Annotated in this window: 20 protein-coding genes and 1 pseudogene; 19 read left to right on the top strand and 2 right to left on the bottom strand. The window is 67.9% G+C overall.

The genetic code is table 11. The features are described 5' to 3' along the window. Positions 1–326: 326 nt before the first annotated feature. From carA to ASE10_RS00105, 16 genes and pseudogenes are all read left to right on the top strand, one after another. Positions 327–1,454, top strand: a complete 1,128-nt coding sequence (gene carA, locus ASE10_RS00175) for a glutamine-hydrolyzing carbamoyl-phosphate synthase small subunit (RefSeq protein ID WP_055901652.1) — start codon at positions 327–329, stop codon at positions 1,452–1,454. After that, positions 1,451–2,029, top strand: coding sequence for a hypothetical protein (locus ASE10_RS00170; protein WP_055901649.1), 579 nt, complete (start codon positions 1,451–1,453; stop codon positions 2,027–2,029). Before carA ends, ASE10_RS00170 begins: the two co-directional genes overlap by 4 nt. A 52-nt stretch (positions 2,030–2,081) precedes the next feature. Further along, positions 2,082–2,474 (top strand): hypothetical protein, encoded by a 393-nt coding sequence (locus ASE10_RS00165; RefSeq protein ID WP_055901749.1) that lies wholly within the window; start codon positions 2,082–2,084, stop codon positions 2,472–2,474. 49 nt (positions 2,475–2,523) lie between these two features. Next, positions 2,524–3,174, top strand: a complete 651-nt coding sequence (locus ASE10_RS00160) for a hypothetical protein (protein WP_055901646.1) — start codon at positions 2,524–2,526, stop codon at positions 3,172–3,174. Between the two features lie 4 nt (positions 3,175–3,178). Continuing rightward, positions 3,179–6,427 (top strand): carbamoyl-phosphate synthase large subunit, encoded by a 3,249-nt coding sequence (gene carB / locus ASE10_RS00155; protein WP_056305468.1) that lies wholly within the window; start codon positions 3,179–3,181, stop codon positions 6,425–6,427. Between the two features lie 232 nt (positions 6,428–6,659). Further along, a complete protein-coding gene (gene greA, locus ASE10_RS00150) occupies positions 6,660–7,136 on the top strand; it encodes a transcription elongation factor GreA (protein ID WP_055901640.1) in 477 nt (158 codons plus the stop codon). 25 nt (positions 7,137–7,161) lie between these two features. Beyond that, positions 7,162–8,112, top strand: coding sequence for a hypothetical protein (locus ASE10_RS00145; protein WP_055901637.1), 951 nt, complete (start codon positions 7,162–7,164; stop codon positions 8,110–8,112). Between the two features lie 25 nt (positions 8,113–8,137). Further along, positions 8,138–9,925 carry a single-stranded-DNA-specific exonuclease RecJ gene (gene recJ, locus ASE10_RS00140; RefSeq protein WP_082559594.1) on the top strand — a complete coding sequence of 596 codons (1,788 nt, stop codon included), beginning with the start codon at positions 8,138–8,140 and terminating at the stop codon, positions 9,923–9,925. A 22-nt stretch (positions 9,926–9,947) separates the two neighbouring features. Further along, a complete protein-coding gene (locus tag ASE10_RS19850; protein WP_157480943.1) occupies positions 9,948–10,619 on the top strand; it encodes a hypothetical protein in 672 nt (223 codons plus the stop codon). Next, the gene (locus tag ASE10_RS19340; RefSeq protein ID WP_162250423.1) at positions 10,582–11,655 is read left to right on the top strand and encodes an XRE family transcriptional regulator; all 1,074 of its coding nucleotides are present in this window, start codon (positions 10,582–10,584) and stop codon (positions 11,653–11,655) included. Before ASE10_RS19850 ends, ASE10_RS19340 begins: the two co-directional genes overlap by 38 nt. A gap of 24 nt (positions 11,656–11,679) precedes the next feature. Beyond that, positions 11,680–11,910, top strand: a pseudogene (locus tag ASE10_RS00130) (single-stranded-DNA-specific exonuclease RecJ); the annotation flags it as partial. Between the two features lie 126 nt (positions 11,911–12,036). Beyond that, the gene (locus tag ASE10_RS00125; protein WP_055901629.1) at positions 12,037–12,840 is read left to right on the top strand and encodes a TSUP family transporter; all 804 of its coding nucleotides are present in this window, start codon (positions 12,037–12,039) and stop codon (positions 12,838–12,840) included. Positions 12,841–13,042: 202 nt separating this feature from the next. After that, on the top strand, positions 13,043–13,429 hold the full coding sequence (locus ASE10_RS00120) for a CopL family metal-binding regulatory protein (RefSeq protein WP_055901626.1): 387 nt from the start codon (positions 13,043–13,045) through the stop codon (positions 13,427–13,429). A 118-nt stretch (positions 13,430–13,547) separates the two neighbouring features. Then, positions 13,548–16,277, top strand: a complete 2,730-nt coding sequence (locus tag ASE10_RS00115) for a TonB-dependent receptor (RefSeq protein ID WP_055901623.1) — start codon at positions 13,548–13,550, stop codon at positions 16,275–16,277. Between the two features lie 77 nt (positions 16,278–16,354). Next, positions 16,355–17,047: a PepSY domain-containing protein gene (locus tag ASE10_RS00110; protein ID WP_055901621.1), complete on the top strand. Its 693-nt coding sequence runs from the start codon at positions 16,355–16,357 to the stop codon at positions 17,045–17,047. Continuing rightward, positions 17,044–18,879 carry a 2Fe-2S iron-sulfur cluster-binding protein gene (locus ASE10_RS00105; RefSeq protein WP_055901611.1) on the top strand — a complete coding sequence of 612 codons (1,836 nt, stop codon included), beginning with the start codon at positions 17,044–17,046 and terminating at the stop codon, positions 18,877–18,879. The genes ASE10_RS00110 and ASE10_RS00105 overlap by 4 nt, the downstream gene beginning before the upstream one ends. A gap of 57 nt (positions 18,880–18,936) precedes the next feature. Here the strand turns inward: ASE10_RS00105 and ASE10_RS00100 are convergent, their stop codons facing one another. Beyond that, positions 18,937–20,322, bottom strand: a complete 1,386-nt coding sequence (locus ASE10_RS00100) for a trypsin-like peptidase domain-containing protein (protein WP_055901609.1) — start codon at positions 20,320–20,322, stop codon at positions 18,937–18,939. 396 nt (positions 20,323–20,718) lie between these two features. Here ASE10_RS00100 and ASE10_RS00095 point away from each other — a divergent pair, with 396 nt between their 5' ends. Next, a complete protein-coding gene (locus ASE10_RS00095) occupies positions 20,719–23,688 on the top strand; it encodes a VIT domain-containing protein (protein ID WP_235565792.1) in 2,970 nt (989 codons plus the stop codon). A 155-nt stretch (positions 23,689–23,843) separates the two neighbouring features. Continuing rightward, a protein-coding gene (prfB, locus tag ASE10_RS00090; protein WP_200944219.1) for a peptide chain release factor 2 occupies positions 23,844–24,972 on the top strand; the annotation gives its coding sequence in 2 pieces (ribosomal slippage) (positions 23,844–23,918 and positions 23,920–24,972; 1,128 coding nt in all). 59 nt (positions 24,973–25,031) lie between these two features. On the opposite strand, the gene ASE10_RS21260 is transcribed toward prfB, so the two are convergent. Then, complete coding sequence (locus tag ASE10_RS21260; protein ID WP_255355402.1) at positions 25,032–25,160, bottom strand: hypothetical protein; 129 nt, start codon at positions 25,158–25,160, stop codon at positions 25,032–25,034. Positions 25,161–25,372: 212 nt separating this feature from the next. Here ASE10_RS21260 and lysS point away from each other — a divergent pair, with 212 nt between their 5' ends. Next, entirely contained in the window at positions 25,373–26,887 is a 1,515-nt protein-coding gene (gene lysS, locus ASE10_RS00085) for a lysine--tRNA ligase (RefSeq protein ID WP_055901603.1), read from the top strand. Positions 26,888–26,939 lie beyond the last annotated feature (52 nt).

Below are 26,939 nucleotides of genomic sequence, written 5' to 3'. Positions count from 1 at the left end.
ACGCGCGGCGGCACCGGTCCAGCCCGCGTTCACCTCGCCGCGGGCGGGCGCAAGGGCCGCATAAGAGCGTCCGAGCTCGCCGAATCGGGCTTTGCGCGCCCGCGATCAAGCGCGCGGCCGGCATCGCGCGCGCGCGAACCGCCTGGTCCGGCCTGTTTCTGCGTGGACGCAGCGCTGGCACTCGGACGCCATCGCCGCTAGAATTCTCGCTCGCCTGAACCCCGCCCGCCGGACCGGTCCCGCACCGCGTCCGTGTTTTGCTGCAAGCCGGTTTTACCGGTGCGCGCTGGACGGGGTCAGTATCCCCGGCAGCCAAGGCGACCCCCGTGACCCAACCCGCAATCCTCGCTCTCGAAGACGGCACCGTATTCGAGGGCGTTTCCGTAGGCGCGCCCGGCCTCAGCGTCGGCGAAGTCGTCTTCAATACCGCCATCACCGGCTACCAGGAAATCCTCACCGACCCGTCCTACGCGCGCCAGTTGGTCACCTTGACCTATCCGCACGTGGGCAACACCGGCTGCACCGACCAGGATGACGAAGCCGGCCAAGTCTGGGCCTCGGGCCTGATCGTGCGCGACGTGCCGCGTCGCCCCAGCAACTGGCGCAGCCGGGTCGCGCTGCCGCAGTGGCTGGCCGAGCGCGGCGTGGTCGCGATCGCCGACATCGACACCCGCAAACTGACCCGCCTGCTGCGCGACCGCGGCGCCCAGAACGGCGCGCTGATGGCGGGCGAGGGCATCGACGCGGCCCGCGCCATCGAAGCCGCGCGCAAGTTCCCCGGCCTCAAGGGCATGGATCTGGCCAAGGAAGTCTGCACGCGCGAGCGCTACGAGTGGCGCGACGGCCAGCTCGACCTGGACGCCAACGCCTTCGTCCAGGCCGAACCGCGTTTCCACGTCGTCGCCTACGACTTCGGCGTCAAGCGCAACATCCTGCGCATGCTCGCCGAGCGCGGCTGCCGCGTGACCGTGGTGCCGGCGCAGACGCCCGCCGCGGACGTGCTGGCGCTGAATCCCGACGGCGTGTTCCTGTCCAACGGCCCCGGCGATCCGGAGCCCTGCGACTACGCGATCGCGGCGATCCGCGAGTTCCTGGCGCGCAAGGTCCCGACCTTCGGCATCTGCCTGGGCCACCAGCTGCTCGGCCTGGCCACCGGCGCCAAGACGTTGAAGATGAAGTTCGGCCACCACGGCGCCAACCACCCGGTCCAGGACCTGGATAGCGGCCGGGTGATGATCACTTCGCAGAACCACGGCTTCGCGGTCGACGAAGCCTCGCTGCCCGGCAACGTGCGGGTGATCCACCGCTCGCTGTTCGACGGCAGCAACCAGGGCATCGAAGTCACCGACGCGCCGGCCTTCAGCTTCCAGGGCCATCCGGAAGCCAGCCCGGGCCCGCACGACGTGGCGCCGTTGTTCGACCGCTTCGTCGCCAGCATGGAGTCGGCGCGGTGAAGCCGTTCGCGTTCGCCGCCGCTCTGGTCGCGGGCCTGGCTTTGTCGGGTCCGGCCGCCGCCGCGCTGCCGACCGACGCTGAGGTCGCGCAGATCCAGCAACTGCTGGGTTTCGACGTCGCCATCGAGCGCGTGATCGCCGGCAAGATCGACAAGAGCGAAGCATTCGAACGCCTCAGCGAGCAGGAGCGCGGCTGCATCAAGGGCGAGCTGCTGCCCAGATTCAAGACCAGCATGCTCGATTCGTTCCGCAGCCTGTTCGGCGACGGCGAGACCATCGCGGCCTGGAAGAGTTTCGGCCAGACCAAGGGCGGCGCCAAGTTCGTCGCCGGCATGCGCGAGCAGGTCAAGGCCAATATCGACAACGCCGTCGACGGCACGCCCATGGCCGAGCCGGTCCAGTTCTTCAAGGACATGGAAGCCGATGAGATGCTGCAGGTCGTCGAGTTCATGCAGAGCCCGGCCGGCAAGGTGCTGGAGCGCGACTTCCCGGATGCCGACGTCAGTCCCGCCCAGCTCGAAGAACTCGGCCAGCGCGTGAGCCAGCGTTGCGGCGTCGAGATGCCCAAGGCCTGATGTGAACGCAGCCTCCGCACCGAGCAAGCCGAGGCGCCGCTGGCGCCGTTGGCTGATCGCCGGCGCGCTGGCCGCGGCCTATCCGGGTTTCGTGCTGATCGCGGTGTACTCGCATTTCTTCGCCGTCGATCTGCCGGGCGGCCGCAACGGTCCGGCCGACGCTTACCGGCACTCGCTGGCCAGCGCGGTGGTCGCCTACACCGTGTCGCCGCGGCTGGTCGACTGGGTCACCTGGGCGATGGAGCGCGACGGCCACGGCAATCGCAGCCGCGCCATGGATGCGCACAACAACCGCATCGGTGCCCGCATCGGTGCCGGTGCGAGCGACTGGGATGCGATGAACGACGCCGTGCTGGACGCCGTGCGCCGAGGCGCGATCGACGCCCAGACCGACGGCCAGATCACCTGGCTGCCGCCGGCGGCCTGGCAGGACCGGTGGTACTGATATGCCACTTACCCGTAACCACGCGACGCGAACTCAACGGAGACAAGGAATGACCCTGCAAGCCCGCTGCAATACCGCTGTCGCCGCCGCGCTGTTCGCGTTGCTGCCGTTCGCCGCGTCCGCGCAGAGCGCCGATGTCCAGGCCGACCGGCTGACCGACGTGATGATGCAGATGCTGCCGTTCGGCAAGATCCTCGACGATGCGGCCAAGGCCGACGCCCAGTGGCCGCTGCAGGGCAAGGCCGACAAGGTCAGCCCGACCCAGCTGGGCTGCCTGCGCAACGAGCTTTCGTCCACCGGCTACCGCCGCTCCAAGCGCGCCGAGGCGCTGGACTACGCCCGCGCCAACCCGGACCGGGTCGGCGCCGACCTGGCCCTGCTCGACGGCGGTGCCGCCGGCGTGTTCGCCGATTTCATCAACGCCGGCGTCAGCGAAGCCCAGGGCGGCAAGAAGGTCGAACCGACCGAAGTGATGAAGAAGATGAAAGCCGATCAGATGCTCTCGTTCGTCGAGTTCATCACCGAACCCAAGCACGCGCCGCTGCGCGAGCTGGTCGGCATCGGCGAAGCGTTCGATCCTGCAAAGTCGTCGCAGGAAAACAGCGACTCCGGCAAGGACGTCGGCACCCGCCTGGTGCTGAAGCTGATGCTGGGTGCGATGAATACCTGCGACGTACCGCCCTCCACGATCCTCGAGTGACACAATGCCCAAGCGTACCGACATCAAAACCGTCCTGATCATAGGCGCCGGGCCGATCGTGATCGGTCAGGCCTGCGAGTTCGACTACTCCGGCGCGCAAGCCTGCAAGGCGCTGCGCGACGAGGGCTATCGCGTGGTCCTGGTCAACAGCAATCCGGCCACGATCATGACCGACCCGGACATGGCCGATGCGGTGTACATCGAGCCGATCAACTGGCAGACGGTCGAGAAGATCATCGCCAAGGAAAAGCCCGACGCGCTGCTGCCGACGATGGGCGGCCAGACCGCGCTGAACTGCGCCCTGGACCTGGCCGACCACGGCGTGCTTGAGAAGTACAACGTCGAGCTGATCGGCGCCAAGCGCGACGCGATCCGCATGGCCGAAGACCGCGAGCTGTTCCGCGTGGCGATGGCCGAGATCGGCCTGGAATGCCCCAAGGCCGAGGTCGCGCGCACCTTCGAGCAGGCCGTCGATATCCAGACCCGGGTCGGCTATCCGACCATCATCCGCCCCAGCTTCACCCTCGGCGGCAGCGGCGGCGGCATCGCCTACAACAAGGAAGAGTTCGAGGAGATCGCCAAGCGCGGCCTCGAACTGTCGCCGGTGCACGAGATCCTGGTCGAGGAGTCCGTGCTGGGCTGGAAGGAATTCGAGATGGAGGTGGTCCGCGACACCGCGGACAACTGCATCATCGTGTGCTCGATCGAGAACTTCGACGCGATGGGCGTGCACACCGGCGACTCGATCACCGTCGCCCCGGCGCAGACCCTGACCGACAAGGAATACCAGCGCCTGCGCGACGCCTCTATCGCGGTGCTGCGCAAGATCGGCGTCGACACCGGCGGCTCCAACGTCCAGTTCGGCATCAATGCGCAGGACGGCCGCGTGGTGGTGATCGAGATGAACCCGCGCGTGTCGCGCTCCTCGGCGCTGGCGTCCAAGGCCACCGGCTTCCCGATCGCCAAGATCGCGGCCAAGCTCGCGGTCGGCTACACCCTGGATGAGCTGCGCAACGAGATCACCGGCGGCGCCACCCCGGCTTCGTTCGAGCCGACCATCGACTATGTGGTCACCAAGATTCCGCGCTTCGCGTTCGAGAAGTTCCCGCAGGCCGACGCGCGCCTGACCACGCAGATGAAGTCGGTCGGCGAAGTCATGGCGATGGGCCGGACCTTCCAGGAATCGCTGCACAAGGCCCTGCGCGGGCTGGAGACCGGCAAGGTCGGTCTCGACCCGACCGGCCTGGACCTGAGCAGCGAGGTCGACATGGCCAAGCTGCGCCGCGAGCTCAAGGAGCCGGGCCCGGAGCGCATGTTCCATATCGGCGACGCCTTCCGCGCCGGCATGAGCGTGGAGGACGTGCACGCGCTGTCGTTCGTCGCCCCCTGGTTCCTGGACCAGATCGAGGAGCTGATCGCCGCCGAGCGCAGCGTCGCCGAGGCCGGCCTGGCCGCGCTCGACAAGGCGCGCATGCGCGCGCTCAAGCGCATGGGCTTCTCCGACGCGCGCCTGGCCCAGCTCACCGGCACCGACGAAACCGCCGTGCGCACCCTGCGCCGCGCCTTCGGCGTGCGCCCGGTGTACAAGCGGGTGGACTCCTGCGCCGCCGAGTTCGCGACCACCACCGCCTACATGTACTCGACCTACGAGGACGAGTGCGAAGCGCAGCCGACCAACCGCGACAAGATCATCGTGCTCGGCGGCGGTCCCAACCGCATCGGCCAGGGCATCGAGTTCGACTACTGCTGCGTGCACGCCGCGCTCGCCCTGCGCGAGGACGGCTATGAAACCATCATGGTCAACTGCAACCCGGAGACCGTGTCGACCGACTACGACACTTCCGACCGCCTGTACTTCGAGCCGCTGACGCTGGAAGACGTGCTGGAGATCGCCGACCTCGAGAAGCCCAAGGGCGTGATCGTGCAGTACGGCGGCCAGACCCCGCTCAAGCTGGCGCGCGCGCTGGAAGCCAACGGCGTGCCGATCATCGGCACCACCCCGGACAGCATCGACCTGGCCGAGGACCGCGAGCGCTTCCAGAAGCTGGTCCAGGACCTGGGCCTGGCGCAGCCGATCAACCGCACCGCGCGCAATCCCGACGAAGCGCTGATGCTGGCCAACCAGATCGGTTACCCGATGGTGGTGCGCCCGAGCTACGTGCTCGGCGGCCGGGCCATGGAAATCGTCTACTCCGACGCCGACCTGACCCGTTACATCCGCGACGCGGTCAAGGTCTCCAACGATTCGCCGGTGCTGCTGGACCGCTTCCTCGACAACGCGGTCGAGGTCGACGTCGACATCATCGCCGACCGCGAAGGCCACGTGCTGATCGGCGGCGTGATGGAGCACATCGAGGAAGCCGGCGTGCACTCGGGCGACTCCTCGTGCTCGCTGCCGCCGTACTCGCTGAGCGCGGCGACCCAGGAAAAGCTGCGCGAGCAGGTCGTGGCTCTGGCCAAGGCGCTGAAGGTCGTGGGCCTGATGAACACCCAGTTCGCGATCCAGACCGACGCCGAAGGCCGCGACACCATCTTCCTGATCGAAGTGAACCCGCGCGCCTCGCGCACGGTGCCGTTCGTGTCCAAGGCCACCGGCATGGCCCTGGCCAAGATCGCCGCGCGCTGCATGGTCGGCCAGACCCTGGCTTCGCAGGGCGCGCTGGAAGAGATCGTGCCGGACTACTACTCGGTCAAGGAAGCGATCTTCCCGTTCGCCAAGTTCCAGGGCGTCGACCCGATCCTCGGCCCGGAGATGCGCTCCACCGGCGAGGTGATGGGCGTGGGCAAGAACTTCGGCGCGGCCATGGCGCGCGCCCAGGAAGCCGGCGGCATCAAGGCGCCGCCGGTGGGCAAGGTGTTCGTGTCGGTGCGCGATCCGGACAAGCTGCGCGTGCTGCCGGTGGCCCAGGAACTGGTGCGCCGCGGCTACAGCCTGGTCGCCACCAGCGGCACCCAGGCCTTCCTGAGCGGGAACGGCGTGAGCTGCGAGCTGGTCAACAAGGTCACCGAGGGCCGTCCGCACGTGGTCGACCTGATCAAGAACGGCGAGCTGGTCTACATCATCAACACCACCGAGGGCCGCCAGGCGATCTCGGACTCGTTCTCGATCCGCCGCGAGGCGTTGCAGGGGCGGGTCACGTACTCGACCACGGTATCCGGCGCGCGCGCGCTGGTGAACTCGCTCGACTACCGCGGCCAGGGCCCGGTGTGGTCGCTGCAGGAGCTGCACGCGCAGATCCAGGGCGCGGCCTGAGCCTGCAGGGGACGCGGAACTCCGCGTCTCCGGGCTGGTACGGGACGCGGAACCGCGTCTCCAGGTCGGCACGGGACGCGGAACCGCGTCCCGGTCGCCCGCCGCGCCAGAGCGGGTTTTCGCCCGATTTTCCCGACGGCGCCCTTCGGGGTGCCAAGCGGCCGCGTTCGCGGCACAATCGAACTTTGCAAACGGATGCGGCCGGCCGTCGGCCGGCACGAGGAACGACGAAATGAGAGCACCGATCACGGTGAAGGGCGCGCAGCGCCTGCGTGCGGAACTGGAAGAGCTGAAGTCGGTCAAGCGACCGGCCGTGATCAACGCGATCGCCGAAGCGCGCGCGCACGGCGACCTCAAGGAAAACGCCGAGTACCACGCCGCGCGCGAGCAGCAGAGCTTCATCGAGGGCCGCATCAAGCAGCTCGAATCCGAGCTCTCGCACGCCCAGCTGATCGACGTGTCCACGCTCAACGCCGGTTCCAAGATCGTGTTCGGCGCCACCGTCGAGTTGGCCAATGTCGACACCGAAGAGGAACGCACCTACCAGATCGTCGGCGACCTCGAAGCCGACATCAAACAGGGCCTGATCGCGATTTCCTCGCCGGTCGCGCGTGCCCTGATCGGCAAGCACGAGGGCGACAGCGTCGTCATCGAAGCGCCGGGCGGCACCCACGAGTACGAAATCGTCGGCGTCAGCTACGCCGGCTGAGCAGGCAGCGACCGCGAGGCCGCGCATGACCGCCGCCACGACCGCCACCCTGCTGCTGCCCGAGCGCGAACGCTTCGGCGGGCAGCGCCTGTCCGAAGACCTCGGCCGCCGGCTCGCGCGCGCCGACCGCATCGCGCGCACCGGCGACCCGCTCGCGCGCGTGCTCGACGTGCTGCCGCGCGGCTGGCCGGTGGCCGCGGCCACGCGCCAGCGCGACGCCCGCGATGCCGCTCACGCGGCCTGGCTGCGTGCCGATCCGGCCTACGTGCGTCCCGACCTCAACGGCGCGCGCCTGCTTTCGTATGGCCAGGCCTTGGCCTTGGACGAGGCCGCGGCCGCGGATTTCCTGCGCAGCCTCAAGCCCTTGTTCGGCGACGCCGGTTTCACCATCGACGCGCCGGTGCCGTCGCGTTGGTACCTGCGCCTGCCGCAGGGCGCCCGGCTGCCGGTGTTCGCGACGCCGGAAACCGCGCTCGGCGCCGACCTGTTCGAGCACCTGCCGGATGCCGCCGACAGCAGCCCCGAGGGCCGGCGCTGGCGCTCGCTGCTGAGCGAGGCGCAGGTGACCCTGCACAACCATCCGCGCAACGCCGCGCGCATCGCCGCCGGCCTGGCGCCGGTGAACTCGCTGTGGTTCTGGGGCGCGGGCGTGCTGCCGGATCACGTGCGTACGACTTACGCGCGCATCTACAGCGACGACGAGGCCCTGACCGCGTTGGGCGCGCTCGCCGGCGCCGATGCCGCCGCGTTGCCGCCGCGCTGGAGTGCGGGCGAGGGCGATCTCGCCGTGGATCTGCGCCGTGCGCGCGACCTGCAGGCGCTGGAACGCGATTGGCTGGCGCCGCTGGCGGCCGAACTCGACGCCGGCCGGATCGGCCGGATCGCGCTCGATTTCGCCGACGGCGAAGCCTTCGAACTCGCGCGCGGCCAGCGCTGGCGTTTCTGGCGCCGCCCGCTGCGCTCGCTGCAGCCATGATTCAGCGCACCACGAAGCCGCGCCCATGAACGAAGCCGCCCGCCTGCTGCGGCGCGCCATCGCCGACCCCGGCGCCTGGCCCGACAGCGTGTCGCCGCTGCTGCGCCGCGTGTACGCCGCGCGCGGCGCGATCGCGATCGAACAGGCCCAGCCGCGCCTGGCGCAGTTGTTGCCGCCGGACGGATTGAGCGGGCTGGACGCGGCCACGACCCTGCTCGCCGACGCCATCGCCGGCGACCGCCACATCGTCGTGGTCGGCGATTTCGACTGCGACGGCGCCACCGCCTGCGCGGTCGGCGTGCGCGGCCTGCGCATGCTCGGCGCGCGCCGGGTCTCGCATGCGGTGCCCAACCGCATGGTCCACGGCTACGGCCTGTCGCCGGCGCTGGTGGCCGAACTCGCAGCGCTGCAACCGGACCTGCTGGTCACCGTCGATCACGGCATCGCCTGCCATGCCGGCATCGCCGCGGCCAAGGCGCGCGGCTGGCAGGTGCTGGTCACCGACCACCATCTGCCCGGCGAAACGCTGCCGCCCGCGGACGCCATCGTCGATCCCAACCTGCCCGGCGACGCATTCCCGAGCAAGGCCCTGGCCGGGGTCGGGGTGATGTTCTACGTATTGCTGGCGCTGCGCCGCGTGTTGCGCCAGCAGGGTCGCTGCGAGGGCAACGGCCCCGACCTGCAGGTCTTGCTGGACCTGGTCGCGGTCGGCACCGTCGCCGATCTGGTGCCGCTGGACGCCAACAACCGCGCCCTGGTCGCGGCCGGCCTGCGCCGCCTGCGCGCCGGGCAGGGCGGGGCGGGACTGCGTGCGCTGATCGAAGTCTCGCAGCGCGACGAGCGCCGGCTCACCGCCAGCGACATCGGCTACGCGCTGGCGCCGCGCCTGAACGCCGCCGGCCGCCTCGAAGACATGGCGCTGGGCATCGAATGCCTGTTGACCGAAGACCCGGGCCAGGCGCGCGAGATCGCCCACAGCCTCAACGAGATCAACGCCGAGCGCCGTGCGGTCCAGCAGCAGATGACCGACGAGGCCGCGCTCGCCTTCGCGAAGGTCGCGCTGGACTCGGTGCATGCGCCGCTCGCCGTTTGCCTGTTCGACGAGGACTGGCATCCCGGCGTGGTCGGGCTGGTCGCCTCGAAGATGAAGGAGCGCCTGCACCGGCCGGTGATCGCGTTCGCGCCGGCCGAACCCGGCAGCGATGCCTTGCGCGGTTCGGCGCGCTCGATCCCGGGCTTCCATATCCGCGACGCGCTGGCCGATGTGGCCGCGCGGCATCCCGAGCTGATCGAACGCTTCGGCGGTCACGCCATGGCCGCCGGCCTGTCCTTGCGCCGCGATGCCTTGGAGGCGTTCCGTGCCGCGTTCGAACGCTGCGCCGGCGCCATGCTCACGCCCGAGCTGCTGCAGGCCGATGTGCTCAGCGACGGCGAACTGGACGCGGGCGAGTTCGACCGCGCCAGCGCCGAGTCGCTGCGCGACGGCGGGCCGTGGGGGCAGGGCTTCCCGGAGCCGACGTTTCATGTGAACTCTGAGGTGCTCAGCTTTCGAGTTCTGGGCGAGAAGCACCTGAAGCTAGTGCTTCGAGTGGAGGGGAGAGCGGAGCCGCTGAACGCCATTCAATTCAATGGCTGGGACGGGGTGCCTCCCCCGAAGCACATCCTCGTGGCATTCAAGCTTGAGCCGGATGACTACCGGGGCGGGGAAGCGATCCAGCTCAACATCGTCTACCGCCGGTCTTCCCCGCCGCCAGAAGGCCCCGTCCTTGTACCGTCCACCGCGAACTCGCCTAAGCCGTCGGGAGGTTGGTGAGAATAAGAAATGAATAAAATAATTGACACTGGAAGTTGGGCGTGTATTCTGGCTCCTAATCCCCCGTGGTCAGGACGCGATGGAAATCCAGCCGGATGTCGTACATGAAGCCTTAGCGCCGTACCTTCCCGGACTGAGGCAAATGGTTTTCCAAGCAGTAGCGGACTACGGGAAATACACCCCGGAACAGCGAAAAATCCATACGACGCGCAGCAAGGCGTCCATCATCCACGACCACTTCTTTAGTCACGCAAAGCTCTTTGCTGCCATGGCTGAAGGAGTCCGCTTCGAAGAGCGTGCCCACTTATGGATGCTCGTTTTCGATGTGGGGTTCGTAATCAGGTTCAAGAAAGTTGGCCGCGATCTATTGCCTGCGGGACATCTGACGCAGCAGGTACTGAAATTCCGAACGCATCAACAGCTCGACGAGATTCCCCGCTCGGTGAACCTTGATCTGAGCTATGAAGAAGATGTGCTTGGAAATCTCCAGAACGTGTTACTCATTTGTCCGTCTGGACCGAAGTCGAACATGTGGGTTTCCGAGTTGCACGAAGAAGCTGTCGAAACGAAGGTCGTAAGCCTATTCGGCGCTGCCCATCACAATCAAGATGAACCGAGTGGTGCAAGTATCACCACTAAGCGGCGGGAAAAAGGCAATGAAACCCAATCCGGAAATGGTGATTCTAGCGCGTGAGTATCGCGGCCTGACTCAAGAGGAACTAGCCTCTGCTGCTGGAATGAAACAGCCGCGAGTTGCGAGGATCGAGGCAGGGTCCGGCGCAGACCTTGATGTCAGCGAAATGGAAGAGATTTCGAAAGTCCTTGGGTTTCCCAAGGACTTCTTCTTTCTTCCCGAGCAGCGGTTTAGTTATGGCAGTAGCTCCGTTTTTACGCGGACGCGCCAGCTCAAAGCTTCCGAGCGACGTAAGGTATCTGGGATCGTCAATGTCCTTCGGATTCACGTCCGACGGATGCTCGATCACATCGATGTTCAACAATCGCGGCCGTTGCCCAAGTTGAGCTTGGATGATTACGGAACTCCAACAGCTTGTGCGCGTGCACTGAGGGCTGCATGGGGCTGCCCGAGTGGGCCGATTCGTAACCTCACGAAATTGCTGGAAGGTGCAGGTGTACTTGTAATCGAATGTGACTTTGATGGCGTGCCGATGGATGCTACGTGCATTCAATTGGCTGAGCTTCCGCCGATCATTTTTATCGACCGAAGCGTGCCGGGTGATCGCTGGCGATTCACGTTGGCGCACGAGCTCGCGCATCTGATCATGCACGACATACCGCGCCCCTCCATGGAGGACGAGGCGGATGAATTTGCTTCCGAGTTCTTGGTTCCCTCGGAAGAAATTGCACCTGACTTATCGCGGTCAACTGCCTCGCGACTGCAAAGTTACCTTCCGCTGAAGGAGTACTGGGGTGTTTCGATCGCAATGCTTGTGATGAAGGCGCATGCGCTCGGGAAGATTGATGACAACCAGAAGAAGTGGCTATACATCCAGATGAACAAGCTCGGGATTCGCAAGGCAGAGCCAGCGGCTATCGCCAAGGAACAGCCGACACTATTCCCTATGATGATTCAACACTTCTTCTCTGAGCTGGAGTTTTCAGAAGAGGATTTTGCTGCGGCAATAATGTTCTTGCCGGAACGCTTGGGCGAGCTATACGACGTGAGGCGCGCCGCTCAACTTGAGCGACCAAAATTGCGAATCGTTCGCTGAGACGTCTCCAGTCAGGAGTTCCCGGAGCCGCAGTTCGACGGCGAGTTTCCGGTGCTGGGCTGGCGCGTGGTCGGCGAACGCCACCTCAAGCTCGAACTCGGCCACCAGGGCCGGCGCCTCAACGCGATCGAGTTCGGCGGCTGGAACGGCGACGCGCCGCCGGCGCGGGTACGCATCGCCTATCGCCTGGAGCCGGACGATTACCGCGGCGGCGACGCGGTCCAGTTGGTGGTCACGCACCGCGAGCCGGCCTAGGCGATAGCGCCGATCGTCGCTGCGCGGCTGAAGGCCGCGGCGACATCCCTGCGTCCGGCGCTCACGGCCTTTCCATTCCCGGCGCGCAGCGGAGACAATGAGCGCCCTTGCTCAGGTCGGTCGCGCATGGAGTTCTCGCTGGAGGCGATCGCCTTCCTGATGGCCGTGGCCTTCGTCGCCGGCGCCATCGACGCGCTCGCCGGCGGCGGGGGGCTGCTGACCATCCCGGCGCTGATGGCCGTGGGCATTCCGCCGGTCGCGGCGATCGCCACCAACAAGCTGCAAAGCGCGATCGGTACGTCCAGCGCGGTGATCGCATTCGCGCGCAAGGGGCATATCGATTTCCGGCGCTACGCCTTGCCCGCGGCCGGCGCGTTCGTCGGCTCGGCGGGCGGCGCCTGGTTGCTGCAAAGGCTGGACCCCTCGTTCCTCAGTGGCGTGATTCCCTTGTTGCTGATCGCGATGGCGGTGTATTTCCTGCTTGCGCCGCGCATGAGCGACGAGGACAGCCACCAGCGCGTCGGTCCGCTCGCACTGGCGGCGCTGATCGCGCTGATCGGCGTCTACGACGGTTTCTTCGGCCCCGGCACCGGCTCTTTCATGGCGACCACCCTGGTCGCGCTGGGCGGCCTGGGCGTGGTGCGCGCGACCGCGCAGACCAAGTTCTTCAACCTGGCCAGCAATCTGGCCGCGCTGACGGTGATGATCGTCGGCGGGCACGTGCTGTGGGCGGTCGGACTGGCGATGGCGCTGGCCAGCGTCGCCGGCGGCCAGGTCGGCGCGCATGCCGCGATGCGCTTCGGCGCGCGCGCGGTGCGGCCGGTGCTGGTGACGATCTGTCTCGCCCTTACCGTGAAGCTGTTGTCGGACCCCGACAACCCTTTGCGCACCGCCATCGCCGCTGGAGTGGCGGGGTATTTTTCCGGCTGAATCTGCGGCCGGATTTGCAGCTGAATCGGCAGTCCATGCCGAGCCGTATCGATGCAGTGCGGCGTGCGGCCGCCGTCGCGAAGGCCTGCAGGCGCAGCCTTGTCCGCGCCAAGCGACACATTCGGCATGGCATGGGTCACGCGGTTGACATGCGCTTTTTTGTCGTGCTATTTCATCGGAGCGTTCTTGCCACAGCAAGCCTATGTTCTCCCTCGGCACACTACTGCGTTGCCTCCTGATCGTGGCGTTCTGCCTCGAGGGCACGCTGTCGCTGTGGGCGTCCAGCGCCATGGCCGCCGAGGGCGCCGTGGCCGCCACCACCCGCATCGGCGCCGAATCGAACGACGCGCTCGCCGTCGATCTGGATTGCGAAGACGACAGTTCGCACGGCCAGGGCGGCTCGCCGCATCGCGACTGCGATTGCGGCACCGGTTCGGGTTGCTGCGCCTGTGCGTTCCCGGTCCTGGCGGTGGCGCATGGCGTGCCGTTCGCCGCGCAACACCGTCTTGCCGAGCAGCCGCCGATCCCGGCGCCCGCGTCCGTGATTCCCGCCGCCGCTACCGGCGTTTTCCGACCTCCGATCGTCTGATCCGGTCCGGCCACCTGCGTGGTGGTCCCCGTTGCCTCCGACTTCGCATCCGCGCGTACGCGTGCGGCCCGAGCCGTGGGCAATCGACACCCAGATCACAAACCGTTCGGGGAATTTCATGTACTGCAAGCGCAACTATCTCGCCTCGGCGATAGGCCTGATGCTGTCCGCCGGCATCGGCCATGCCGCCCACGCCCAAACCGCCGCACCGGTCGCCCCTACGGACGAAACCGCGCAGGATGCGACGACCGTCGACACGGTGACCGTCACCGGCAGCCATATCAAACGCGCCCAGATTTCCGGCGTCGGACCGGTCACCGTGATCGACCGCGAAGCCATTCAGCGCTCCGGCGCGATCTCGGTGGACACCTTGCTGCAGCGCCTGCCGGCTGCCGCGGGCTTCGCCGGCAATCAGACCAACGCCTATTGGGCCGACAACGGCTACGGCACCACCCAGGTCAATCTGCGCGGTCTGGGCATCAACCGCACCCTGGTGCTGTTGAACGGCCGCCGCATCGTCAACGGCGGCACCGGCGCCAACAGTTCGGTGGACCTCAACGTGATTCCGATCGCGCTGATCGAGCGCGTCGAGGTGCTCAAGGACGGCGCGTCGGCGATCTACGGCGCCGACGCGGTGGCCGGCGTGGTCAACATCATCACCAAGAAGAAGTTTGACGGCGTCGAAGCCTCGGTGCGCTACGGCCAGACCTTCCAGGGCGACGGCGACGAAACCGCGCTCGATCTGGCCTGGGGCATGAGCGGCGAACGCGGCTCGATCATGGCGGCGATCAACTATGCCGAAGGCGGTACGGTCAACATGGCCGACCGCGCGCCCTGCGGCCTGGGCGAATCCAACGGCCAGTTGGTGTGCGAGGGCAGTTCGACCACCATCGGCGGCCGCGCCGTGCTCGCCGACGGACGCCGGGTCAACTTCAACCAGGATCCGAACGGCGACGGCGATTTCTTCGAAACCTATTCGGCCAAGCACAACTACAACGGCAACCCGTATCTCAACGCGGTCAACCCAATCAAGCGCCTGAGCTTCAGCAGCTTCGGCAACTTGAACCTCAGCGACGACCTGCGCCTGTTCACCGAGTTGATGTACACCAACCGCCGTTCCAACCAGCTCGCGACGCCGGGCGCGATCGGCCAGTACCGGCCGATCAATATCGCCGCCAATCATCCGACCAACCCGACCGGGCAGAATCTGCTGCTGCAACGCCGCCGCCTGCAGGAAGCCGGCGTGCGCGAGTTCTACCAGGAGACCGACACCTTCCGCGTGGTGCTGGGCCTGGACGGCAAGTTCGGCGTGGGCTGGGACTGGTCGGCGGCGCTGAACTGGGGCCGCAACACCGGCATCGACGGCTCCGACAACGTCGCCAACCTGGACCGCGTCGATCAGACCTTGAACACCGCCGTGTGCAGCAACGCACCGGGCGCGGCGATACCCTGCGCCGACTACCTGGGCTACGGCGACGTCACCCGGCAGGTGCTGGACTACATCATGTTCACGACCCGCGACAGCGGCGGCAACGAGCAGAAGAGTTTCACCGCCAACGTCAGCGGCCAGTTGTTCGAGCTGCCCGCCGGCTGGGTCGGGCTGGCGACCGGCGTGGAGGTGCGCAAGGAACGCGGCTGGCGCGATCCCGATCCGCTGACCGTGCTGGGCATCGCCAACACCAACCAGCAGCAGCGCATCGCCGGCGAATACACCGCCAAGGAAGTGTTCGCCGAAGTCGCGGTGCCGCTGCTGCAAGGCAAGGCCTTCGCCGATTCGCTGACCCTGAACGCCGCGGTGCGCTACTCCGACTACGATCTGTTCGGCGCCGACACCAACTACAAGGTCGGTCTGGACTGGCAGGTGGTGCCCTCGCTCAAGCTGCGCGCCAACTACGCGACCGCGTTCCGCATCCCGAACGTACCGGAGCTGTTCGGCGGCGTGTCCGAAGGCAACCTGACCACCACCGATCCTTGCGGCGGCTGGAGCGGAAAGCCGGCGTCGTCGGTGATCTACCAGAACTGCCAGGCCGCCGGCGTGCCGGTGGGCTACACCCAACTGGGCAATTCGGTGCTGACCACGGTCGGCGGCAATGCCGAACTCGAACCCGAAGACGCCAAGACGCTGACCGTCGGCGCGGTCTGGACGCCGACGTTCGCGCCGGATCTGACCGTGACCCTGGACTACTACAACATCAAGATCGACAACGCGATCCAGCGCATCGACGGTTCGACCAAGCTCGCGGTCTGCTACAACACGCCGGGCTTGAGCCACCCGTTCTGCAGCAGCGCCAACTTCACCCGCAATCCGCTGACCGGCGAGATCGACTTCCTCTCCGCGCAGCCGGTCAACGCGGCCAGCGAGCGGGTCTCGGGCCTGGACCTGGGCCTGCTGTACCAGTTCGACCTGGCCGGTTGGGACGCGACCTTGAACTGGGATGTGTCGTATCTGAAGAACTACGACGTGCGTCCGTTCCTCGGCGCCGACGAGATCCGCTACGCCGGCAAGATCACCGGCGGCCGCGGCAGCTACACGCAGTGGCGTTCGTTCGGTTCGCTGACCCTGGCGCGCGGTCCCTGGTCGGGTTCGTACAGCGTGCAGTACATCGGTTCGGCCGACGATATCAACGCCGCGCGCGGCGACATCGGCGACCGCGCGCCCAGCGTGAGTTACCACAACGTGCAGGCGAAGTACGCGTTCAGCGAGGCCTTCGATCTGTCGGTCGGCATCGACAACCTGTTCGACAAGTCGCCGCCGTTCATCCAAAGCTGGACCGACGCCAACACCGACACCATGACCTACGACCTGTTGGGCCGGCGCTGGAACCTCAAAGCCACCTATCGCTGGTGATGCGCGGCGTCCCTGCCGGCTTGCGCCGGCGGGGACGAAACCTCCCGGCCTGAGCACGAATCGAGAGTGGTGAAGCTATGAAACCTGCATTCTGGGCGCGCCGCGCCCACAAGTGGATCGCCTTGGTGGTCGGCGTCCAGGCCTTGCTGTGGATGATCAGCGGCCTCTACATGACCTCCATTTCGATCGACATCATCCACGGCGATCATCTGGCGCACACCAAGGCCAAGCCCTTGTCCGCGTCGAGCGCGTTCCTCGCGCCGGACGCATTGCGCCGGCAGTACCCGGGCCTGACCGGGTTCCGGCTCAAGCGCTTCATGGACCGCGAGGTTTACGAACTGCGCCAGGGCCAGACGCTGAGCCTGGTCGACGCGCGCAGCGGCGAACCGCTCAGTCCGCTGGACGAAGCGACCGCGCGGTCCCTGGCCGCATCGTTGTACCAGGGCAAGGCCCCGATCGCGGCGGTCGAGTTGCTGCATGAAGCGCCCAGCGAAGTCAAAACCCGGCCGCTGCCGATGTGGCGGGTGTCGTTCGCCGACAGCAACGAGACCGCGCTCTACCTTTCGCCGCAGAGCGGCGAACTGTTGGCCAAACGCCATGATCTATGGCGTTGGTTCGACTTCCTGTGGATGTTCCACATCATGGATTACCAGGAGCGGACCGACGTCAACAACACCCTGCTGCGGATCGCGTCCGGCTTGGGCCTGACGTTCGCGCTCAGCGGCGTCTGGCTGCTGTTGTACAGCTTCAGCAAGAGGCGGCCCGCATGACGCCCTGGATGCGCAAGCTGCATAAATGGGTGGGCCTGATCGTCGCGCTGCAGTTCGTGCTGTGGACCGCGAGCGGGCTGGTGATGAGCGTGCTCGATCACGAAACCGTGCAAGGTCACCAGCATCGCGCGCACGCCGCCAAGAGCGTGCGCGCCTGGCCCGAGGGCACGCTCGCGCCGGCGCAGTTGCTGGCCCAGGCCGGCAAGCCGGTACAGAGCGTGGACGCGGCCTGGCTGCAGGAGCGACCGGTCTATCGTCTCAGCCACAAATCCGCGGTGTGGCTGGTGGACGCGCGTGACGGACGGCCGCTGACGATCGATGCCGCGCTCGCTGGGGCCTTGGCCGCGGCGGACTACGTCGGCGACGGACGTCCGGGCGCGCCGCAGTGGATGCAGCGCGCCACGCTGGAAGCGCGCGGGCATGCCGGCCCGATCTGGCGCGTGGACTTCGACGACGGCGACGGCACCACGCTGTACCTGTCGGCGCAGGACGGCAGCATCCTGGAACGGCGCAACGACAGCTGGCGCCTGTTCGACATCTTCTGGATGTTGCACATCATGGATTACACCGGGCGCGAGGATTTCAACAATCCGCTGGTGATCATGGCCGCGGCCGGCGGCTTGTGGATCGCGTTGTCCGGCGTGTGGCTGCTGGTCGCCAGTTTCCGTCTGGACGAGTTCGTGCCGGCGCGCTGGCGGCCGTTGCGCGCGTTGACGGTGTTCGACAACGCCGGCGACAAGTTGCGTTCGCTGGAATCGCATCGCGGCGACACGGTCTATCTGGCCATGGCCCGCAACGGCCTGCAGCTGCCGTCGAACTGCGGCGGCGGCCAGAGCTGCGGCCTGTGCGAGGTGCGGGTGCGCGGGTCCGCGCCCGAACCGACCAGCGCCGACCGCGCCCATCTGGACGAAAGCCGGTTGCGTATCGGCCATCGCCTGGCCTGCAATCTGCCGCTGGACGGCGATCTGCAAGTCGAGGTCGCGGGCGGCGCCGGGCTGTGGACGCAGCGCAAGGCCACGGTCGAATCGGTCGTCGCGGTCACGCCGTTCCTGCGCGAGATCGTGCTCCGGCCCGAGCAGCCGCCCGGTCCGGAGTTCCAGCCGGGCGCCTATCTGCAGGTGCACGTGCCGGACTACCGCCTGCAGCGCGACGACATCGCCTATCCCGAGCACCATCGCGAGGATTGGGCCGGGCTGGCCTTGCCCGGGACCCTGCACAACAAGGACGCGGTGCGGCGCTCGTATTCGCTGGCCCTGCCGGTGGACAAGGCCGAAGGGCGCCTGACCCTGCTGGCGCGATTCAGTCCGGGCGCGCAACACAAGAAGCGCCCGGTATTCGGCAAGGGCTCGACCTATCTGTACTCGCTCAAGGCCGGCGACACGATCCGCTACAGCGGCGCGTTCGGCGACTTCGCGGTCAAACCGGGCGAATGCGAGAAGGTCTTCATCGGCGGCGGCGCCGGCATGGCGCCGTTGCGGGCGATGATCCATGCCTGCCTCGATCGCGGCGCGCAGGAGCGCATCCACTACTGGTACGGCGCGCGCACGCTGCGCGAGGCGCCGTATGCGCAGGAGATGGCTGAGCTGGCGCAATGCCACGCCAACTTCAGCTGGCACTTGGTGCTGTCGGAGGACGCCGAGCAGGGCAGCGGTCTGGTACGCGGCCTGGTCCACGAGGCCACCCACGAGCATCTGCTCAGCCGGCACCCGGACCTGTCGGCCTGCGAGTTCTATCTGTGCGGCCCGCCGGCGATGCTGGCCGCGACGCGTCAGCTGCTGCGCAAGTTGGGGGTGGCGGACGAACGGGTCGCGTACGACGACTTCAAAGTCTGATTCGCCGTACGCGACGCTTCGGCCTCTCCCGCGCGAAAGCGGGAGAGGCCGGATCGGTCAGGGGCCGAAGTAGGAGGAGATGCTCGACCACACGCCGCTGAGCTGCGAGTAGCCGTCCGGGTCGCTGGGGGCGGAGCAGAACGACGTTCCGCCGTACAGGCCGCCGCGCAGCTGGTAGTCGCCGCTGGCGGCGACGGTGAACAGCGCCGAGCCCGAGGAGCCGCCTTCGGTGACGCCGGTGTTCCAGGCGACGCGGGTCAGGGGCGACTTGCCGTCCAGCGTGTACGACAGGCTGGTGACCGAACCCAGGGAGTATTTCTTCAAATCGCCGGCCGGGTGGTGGATGCCTTCGATCGCGGTGCCGTTGGCGGCGATGGCGCTGCTGTTCCAGGCGGCGTAGTAGGCGCCGGTGGGCGGCGCGGCCTTCAGTTCCAGCAGCGAGGTGTCGCGGGTCGTGTTGGCGTGACGCAGGTAGGCGCCGCCGGTCAGCGTCACCGCACCCGGGTTGGCGGTGTCGTTGTCGCAGGCGGTGGCGTCGAAGAACCAGTAGGTCTGCAGCGTATCGGCGACTCGCTGGGTGCTGATGCAGTGCGCGGCGGTCCAGAACAGCTGGCGCTTGGGCGAGTTGTCGTTATTGAGCAGCGTGCCGGTGCACAGGTAGGACTTGCCCTTCGCCGTGAAGACCATGCGCGCCACGGCCTTGCTCGCCGCCAGGAAGCCCGAGGTCGGGTTGACGCGGCAGACGATGTCCTTTTCGCAGGCGCCGCTGGCGCCGACGCCGCTGGCCTTGGACAGGTCGCGGGTGTTGGCGGCCGGATCCACGTCCAGGTGCGACAGCTGCGGCACGTTCAGATCGAAGCCATCGGGGCGCTGGCCCGGCGCGAGCACGATTTCGACGGTGAGCGTATCGCCGGCGACGGTCGGCGACCAGCCGGCTTCGCTGCCGCTGTAGTTGCGGCCGTTGTCGGTGAACACGCGGCCGTCGCTGCCGGCGAAGCGCAGGGTCACCGCCGAGGGATCGCCGCCGGACTTGCGCGCGGCGCGCAGCAGCAGGCCCGCGCGCAAGGCCACGGCATGCGTCGAGGTCAGAGTGAAGCGGGCGCCGTGCGAACCGTCGGGCAGCGCTTCCCAGTCCAGGCCGGTCAGATCGACGCGGCTGCGGCCGACGTTGCGGGCGAAGCCGATTTCCAGGGGCTGGCCGTGCTTGTACTGGTCGGCGCGGCGCGTGCGCACCGCCGCCAGGCTGGCCGCGTCGGGCAGGCCCAGGTCGACCGCGCGCAGCGAACGGATCTTGCGGCCGGTGGCGAAGTCGGCGCCGCCCAGGGCGCTGGCCATGGGGCGGGCCGTGACCGGCGCGGCGCTCATTTCCGCCGCCATGGTCGTGGCGCTGGCGGCCGAAACGCCGGCCAACAATGCGAAGCGAAGCATGCCTTTACGTGTCATTGCGTCTGGCTCCTGGATGCGGAATTCGGAATCGTGTCGGTCCGCGCAGCGACGCGGCCGAATCGATGATGGCGGAGCGATCGGGCGCGCCGGCACACTGGAAAGGCGTTTGGATAGCGACAAATCGCGATGTCCGTCATAGTTCGGCCAAGCGCCGGCAACGGCGGACCGATGTCGCGACGACCCGGTCCGGCGCGGGCACGGCACGGGGCAGGGGACAGCACGGTCGGGGACTCACGGTCGGAAGGTCGCGGTCGAAAGATCACGGGCGGGGTAGAGCACGCGCGCCGGCGCGTCTCAACCCCGTTGGTCGCGCGCGTGCGTTGGCTACAGGCAGGCCGGTCGGACAGGCCGCTCGAATCAATCGATCGAAGACGAATCCAGGAGAGGTGACCGGTGCGTTCCTATTGCTTGCATGTGTGCCTGTTGTTGGGACTGAGCGGTGCGGTCGCCGTGCAGATGAGCGGGCCGGCGGACGCCCAGGTGCGCGGCCCGGTGACCGCGCCGCCGCTGATGCGCGCGGCCGGGGCCGAGCAGCCGATCGTGCTGGAGGCGGCCGCGGTCGAGGTCGAGCTCAACGGCGGCCTGGCCCAGACCACGGTCGATCTGACTTTCCGCAATCCCAATAACCGGCCGCTGGAAGGCGAGCTGCAGTTCCCGCTGCACGAAGGCCAGCAGATCAGCGCCTTCGCGCTCGACATCGACGGCCGCATGCGTGCGGCGGTGCCGGTGCCCAAGGCGCAGGGGCAGGCGGTGTTCGAGGCGATCGAGCGGCGCCGGGTCGATCCGGCCCTGTTGGAGAAGACCGAAGGCAACCATTTCCGCCTGCGGGTGTATCCGATCCCGGCCCAGGGCATGCGCCGCGTGCGCCTGAGCTACGTCGAGGCCCTGCGTCCCGACGGCGACGGCCGTCGTCTGCAGTTGCCGTTGGACTACGCGCGCGGCGCGGATGCGGTCGAGCTGCGGGTGCTCGCTCGCGGCGCCTCGGCGCCGCAGGTCGACGGCGGTTTCGGCCGGGTGGAGTTCAAGCGCGACGGCAAGGGCGGCTATGCGGCGCGGATCGGGCGCGAACAACTGATCGGCAACGGCCTGGGGCTGCGTTTCGCGCGCGCCAGGTCGGCGCAGGTCTACACCCAGAGCGTGGGCGGCCAGCATTACTTCGTCGCCGAAGTGCCGGTGGCCGCGACCGCTGCCACGCGCGCGCTGCCCAAGCGCGTCGGTCTGCTGTGGGACAGTTCGGCCTCGGGCCGCAAGCGCGACCTGGCCGGCGAACTGGCGCTGCTGGATCGTTACTTCGCCGCGCTCGGCGATGCCCAGGTGCACCTGATCCGACTGCGCGACCGCGCCGAGGAGGCGGGAGACTTCCGCGTCCAGGGCGGCGATTGGCGGGCGCTGCGCGAGGCGCTGAAGGCTACGGTCTACGACGGCGCCACCGATCCCGGCGGCTGGACCGCGCAGGCGGAGATCGAGGAATACCTGCTGGTCAGCGACGGCCTGTTCAACTACGGCCAGCGCCGTTTCCCCGAACTCGGCCGCGGCCAGCGCCTGTACGCGATCAACTCCGCAGGCAACGCCGCCGACAGCACGCGCCTGAGCGCGCTGGCCGAGGGGCATGGTGGGCGCCTGATCGCCTGGCAGACGCCGGGCGCGATCGAGAGCGGCGCGCGCGAATTGCTGGCGAGCGGCACGCGCCTGACCGATCTGGAAGCATTGGGCGCGACCGATCTGGTCGCCGAGTCGGCCTATCCGAGCGACGGCGTGCTGCGCGTGGCGGGACGCCTGACCGCGCCGAACGCGAAAGTGACGCTGCGCTTCGACGGCCAGGCGCCGCTGGATCTGGCGATCGGCGCCGATACGCCCGACAGCGCCTACGCGGCTCGGCTGTGGGCCGGCTACCGGGTGCGTGCGCTGAGCGCCGAGCCGGAGCTCAACCGCGCCGGCATTGCGCGCCTGAGCCAGCAGTTCGGCCTGGTCACGCCGGAAACCTCGCTGCTGGTGCTGGAAGCGGTCTCCGACTACCTGGAGCACGACATCCTGCCGCCGGCCGAGCTGCGCGCCGAGTTCGATCGCTTGAAGTCGACCCAGGTCGCACAGCGCGACGAGGCGCGGCGCAGCCATCTGGACGAGATCGCGGCGCAGTTCGAGGGCACGGTGCAGTGGTGGCAGAAGACCTGGCCCAAGGGCAGGCCGCCCAGCCCCGAGACCGAGGCCAAGCGCCGCCAGCGCGCCGGCGAAAGCGAGCGTGCCGTGGCCGGCTACGCGCCGCCGATGCCAATGGCGGCGCCGGCACCGATGCCCGTCGATGCAGATGCAGAAGCGGAGGCTGTGGATATGCCAGACGCGGCGGCGACCAGCCTGGACCGGATCGAAGTCACCGGCGCGCGGCTCACCGCCGAAGAACTAGCCCAAGTCGAGGCCGAGTCCAAGAGCGAGGCCGGCGACAGCGGCGAAGGCCGCGGCGCGACCATCGCCCTGCAGGCCTGGAAACCCGATTCGCCGTACGCCGCGCGTCTGCGCAAGGCCTCGCCGGAGCAGGCCTACGCCATCTACCTGGACGAGCGCGACGGCTACGCCGCCAGCACCGCGTTCTACCTGGACGTGGCCGACGTGCTGCTGGAGAAGAAGCAGCGCGCGCTGGCGCTGCGGGTGCTGTCCAACCTGGCCGAGCTGGATCTGGAGAACCGCCATATCCTGCGCGTGCTCGGCTACCGCCTGCTGCAGGCCGACGAGCCGACCCTGGCGGTGCCGGTGTTCGAGCGGGTGGTGCGCCTGGCCGAAGAGGAACCGCAGAGTTTCCGCGACCTCGGCCTGGCCTATGCGGCGGCGCGCGACTACCAGCCGGCCATCGACAACCTCTACCAGGTCGTCAGCCGGACCTGGGACAGCCGCTTCGAGGGCGTGGCCCTGATCGCGCTGAACGAACTCAACGCGATCGTGGCGACCTCGGGCAAGCCGCTGGACACCTCGGCCATGGACCGGCGCCTGCTGCGCAACCTGCCGCTGGACCTGCGTGCGGTGCTGAGCTGGGACAGCGACAACTCCGACATGGACCTGTGGGTCACCGACCCCAACGGCGAGCGCTGCTTCTACCAGCACACCCTGACCTACCAGGGCGGACGCATCTCCGACGACTTCACCGGCGGCTACGGGCCGGAGGAGTTCATGCTGCGCGACGCCAAGCCCGGCAAGTACAAGGTCGAGGCCAACTTCTACGGCGACCGCCAGCAGCTGGTCACCGGCGCCACCACGCTGCAGCTGTGGCTGAGCACCGGTTTCGGCACTCCGCGCCAGCAGGACCAGCGCGTGACCCTGCGGCTGAAGCAGCAGTCGGAAACCGTGCTGGTGGGCGAGTTCGAGGTCAAATAGGCCTCGCCCCAGGGAGAGGAGCGGCGCGGGCCGCGACCGGCATCCGGCCGATCGCGGCTTCGATGGGCTGCCGCGCCTGTCCCGCTGGCCGGGCAGGGCCTCGGCCCGCCCGGCCTGCTAGAATCGCCGGTTCATCCGCATCAAAACCACCGGACATGATCGAACTCAATCCCGTCCGCCAGCGCATCGCCGACCTCACCGGACGGCTGGATTCGCTCAGGGGGTATCTTTGACTACGACAGCAAGGTCGAACGTCTCGAAGAAGTAAACCGCGAACTCGAAAACCCCGACATCTGGAACGACTCCGAGCGTGCCCAGGGCCTGGGCCGCGAGCGTTCCTCGCTGGAAAAAGTGGTCGACGGCATCCGCAACCTCACCGACGGCCTGGTCGGCGCCGGCGAACTGCTGGAACTGGCCGAGATGGAGGACGACGAGTCCACCGCGCTGGCTGTGGTCGAGGACGTCGAGCGCTACGCCAAGGAAGTCGAGAAGCTCGAATTCCGGCGCATGTTCTCCGGCAAGATGGACGCGTCCAACGCCTTCGTCGACATCCAGGCCGGCGCCGGCGGCACCGAGGCCCAGGACTGGGCCGAAATCCTGCTGCGCATGTACCTGCGCTGGTGCGAATCGCGCGGCTGGAAGACCGAGCTGATGGAAGTCAGCGGCGGCGACGTCGCCGGGATCAAGTCGGCCACGATGCGGGTCGAGGGCGACTTCGCCTACGGCTGGCTCAAGACCGAAACCGGCGTGCACCGGCTGGTGCGCAAGTCGCCGTTCGACTCCGACAACCGCCGCCACACCAGCTTCACCTCGGTGTTCGTGTCGCCGGAAGTCGACGACAACATCGACATCGAGATCAACCCGGCCGACCTGCGCACCGACGTCTACCGCTCCTCCGGCGCCGGCGGCCAGCACGTCAACAAGACCGAGTCGGCGGTGCGCATCACCCACATCCCCAGCGGCATAGTCGTGGCCTGCCAGACCGGACGCAGCCAGCACCAGAACCGCGACAACGCGATGAAGATGCTGGCCGCCAAGCTGTACGAGCTGGAGATCCAGAAGCGCAACGCCGAGCGCGACGCGGTCGAGGCGACCAAGTCCGACATCGGCTGGGGCAGCCAGATCCGCAACTACGTGCTCGACCAGAGCCGGATCAAGGACCTGCGCACCGGCATCGAGCGCAGCGACACGCAAAAAGTGCTCGACGGCGATCTCGACGAGTTCGTCGAGGCCAGCCTGAAATCGGGCCTGGAAGTCGGCTCCAAACGCAGCGACGCGGTCTGAGCGCGGGCGGGTGGGCGCGGCCAGCGGCCGCCGCCCGTCCTGCGGACCCGCCGCATGCCTCAGGGCTTGGCGGTCGCGGCTTCGGCCTTTTCCTTCTGCGCCAGATGCCGGCCGAATTCGTGGCCACCGCGGGCGAGGGCGCAGACCACGGTCACCAGGGCCAGACCGATCAGAAATTTCTTGAACATGATGCATCCGCCTTGTGAGGCCGCCGGAACCCGGCGGCGCGCCCAAGAGCGAATCTAGGCCCACAGCCGGGCGCGAGGATGTGCTCAAGGTCACCGGGCCTTCCGGGCGCCGGGCCATCCACCCCCGAAAGCGAGCAAACCGCAGCCGCTGCCAGTAATCTGCTTTCCTGACCCACCGTCCCACCCGCATTCTCAACTCATCCGCGAAGACCATGACCGACCAGACGCCCGACACGACGCCGACCGACGAGAACCACCTGATCGCCGAGCGTCGCGCCAAACTCACGGCGCTGCGAGGGCAGGGCATCGCTTTCCCCAACGACTTCCGCCGCGGCGACTTCGTCGGCGACCTGCAAACGCAGTACCAGGACGCCGAGCGGTGGAACGCCGAGGCCCTGGAGGGCGAGCGCCACCGCGTCGCCGTGGCCGGGCGCGTGCTGCTCAAGCGCGACATGGGCAAGGCCGGCTTCTGCCAGATCCAGGACGAGTCCGGCCGCCTGCAGCTGTGGCTGAAGAAGGACGTGCTCGGCGACGCCTACGAGGTGTTCAAGGAACTCGACCTGGGCGACATCGTCTCCGCCGAGGGCGAACTGACCCGCACCCGTACCGGCGAGCTGTCGCTCAAGGCGCAGAGCCTGCGCCTGCTGACCAAGGCGCTGCGGCCGCTGCCGGACAAGTTCCACGGCATGGCCGACGTCGAGCAACGCTACCGCCAGCGCTACGTCGATCTGATCGTCTCGCCGGACGCGCGCGACGTGTTCGTGAAGCGCTCGCTGATCATCCGCGCGATCCGCGCCTGGCTGGACGCGCGCCGTTTCCTGGAAGTGGAAACGCCGATGATGCATTACATCCCCGGCGGCGCCGCGGCCAAGCCGTTCACGACCCACCACAACGCCCTCGACCTGGAGCTGTACCTGCGCGTGGCGCCGGAGCTCTACCTCAAGCGCCTGGTGGTCGGCGGCCTGGAACGGGTCTACGAGATCAATCGCAACTTCCGCAACGAGGGCGTGTCGACCCGGCACAACCCCGAATTCACCATGCTCGAACTGTACGAGGCTTACGCCACCTACACCGAGATCATGGACCTGACCGAGGCGGTGATCCGCCACTGCGCCGAGCAGGTCGGCGCGGTCGTGTCGGAGTGGGACGGCAACCGCATCGACCTGGGGCCGGCGTTCCGGCGCTGGTCGATGATCGACGCGGTGCTAGAACACAACCCGGAGATCAAGCGCGAGGAGCTGCGCGACCTGGAGGTCATGCGCGCCCACTGCGCCCGCCTCAAGCTGCCGGTCAAGGCCTCCTACGGCTGGGGCAAGCTGCTGCTGGAGATCTTCGAGGCGACGGTCGAGCACACCCTGATCCAGCCGACCTTCATCACCGACCATCCGGTCGAAGTCAGCCCGCTGGCGCGCGCCAACGACCTCGACCCGGAGCTCACCGACCGTTTCGAGCTGTTCATCGGCGGCAAGGAACTGGCCAACGGTTTCTCCGAGCTCAACGACCCCGAGGACCAGGCCGCGCGCTTCCGCGCCCAGGTCGACCAGAAGGCCGGCGGCGACGACGAGGCCATGCACTACGACGCCGACTACATCCGCGCGCTCGAGGTCGGCCTGCCGCCCACCGGCGGCCTGGGCGTGGGCATCGACCGCCTGGTGATGCTGCTGACCGGCTCGTCCTCGATCCGCGACGTGCTGCTGTTCCCCTACATGCGGCCCGAGGCCGGTTGATCGGTCCGCCGGCCCATACGCCGACCCGGGTCGGCCGAACGGGCTAGGGCGA

The organism is Lysobacter sp. Root76, from assembly GCF_001428685.1.
Classification (GTDB): Bacteria; Pseudomonadota; Gammaproteobacteria; order Xanthomonadales; family Xanthomonadaceae; genus Lysobacter.
Note: the sequence above shows the minus strand (reverse complement) of the source record. Positions and strands in the feature narration are given on the sequence as shown.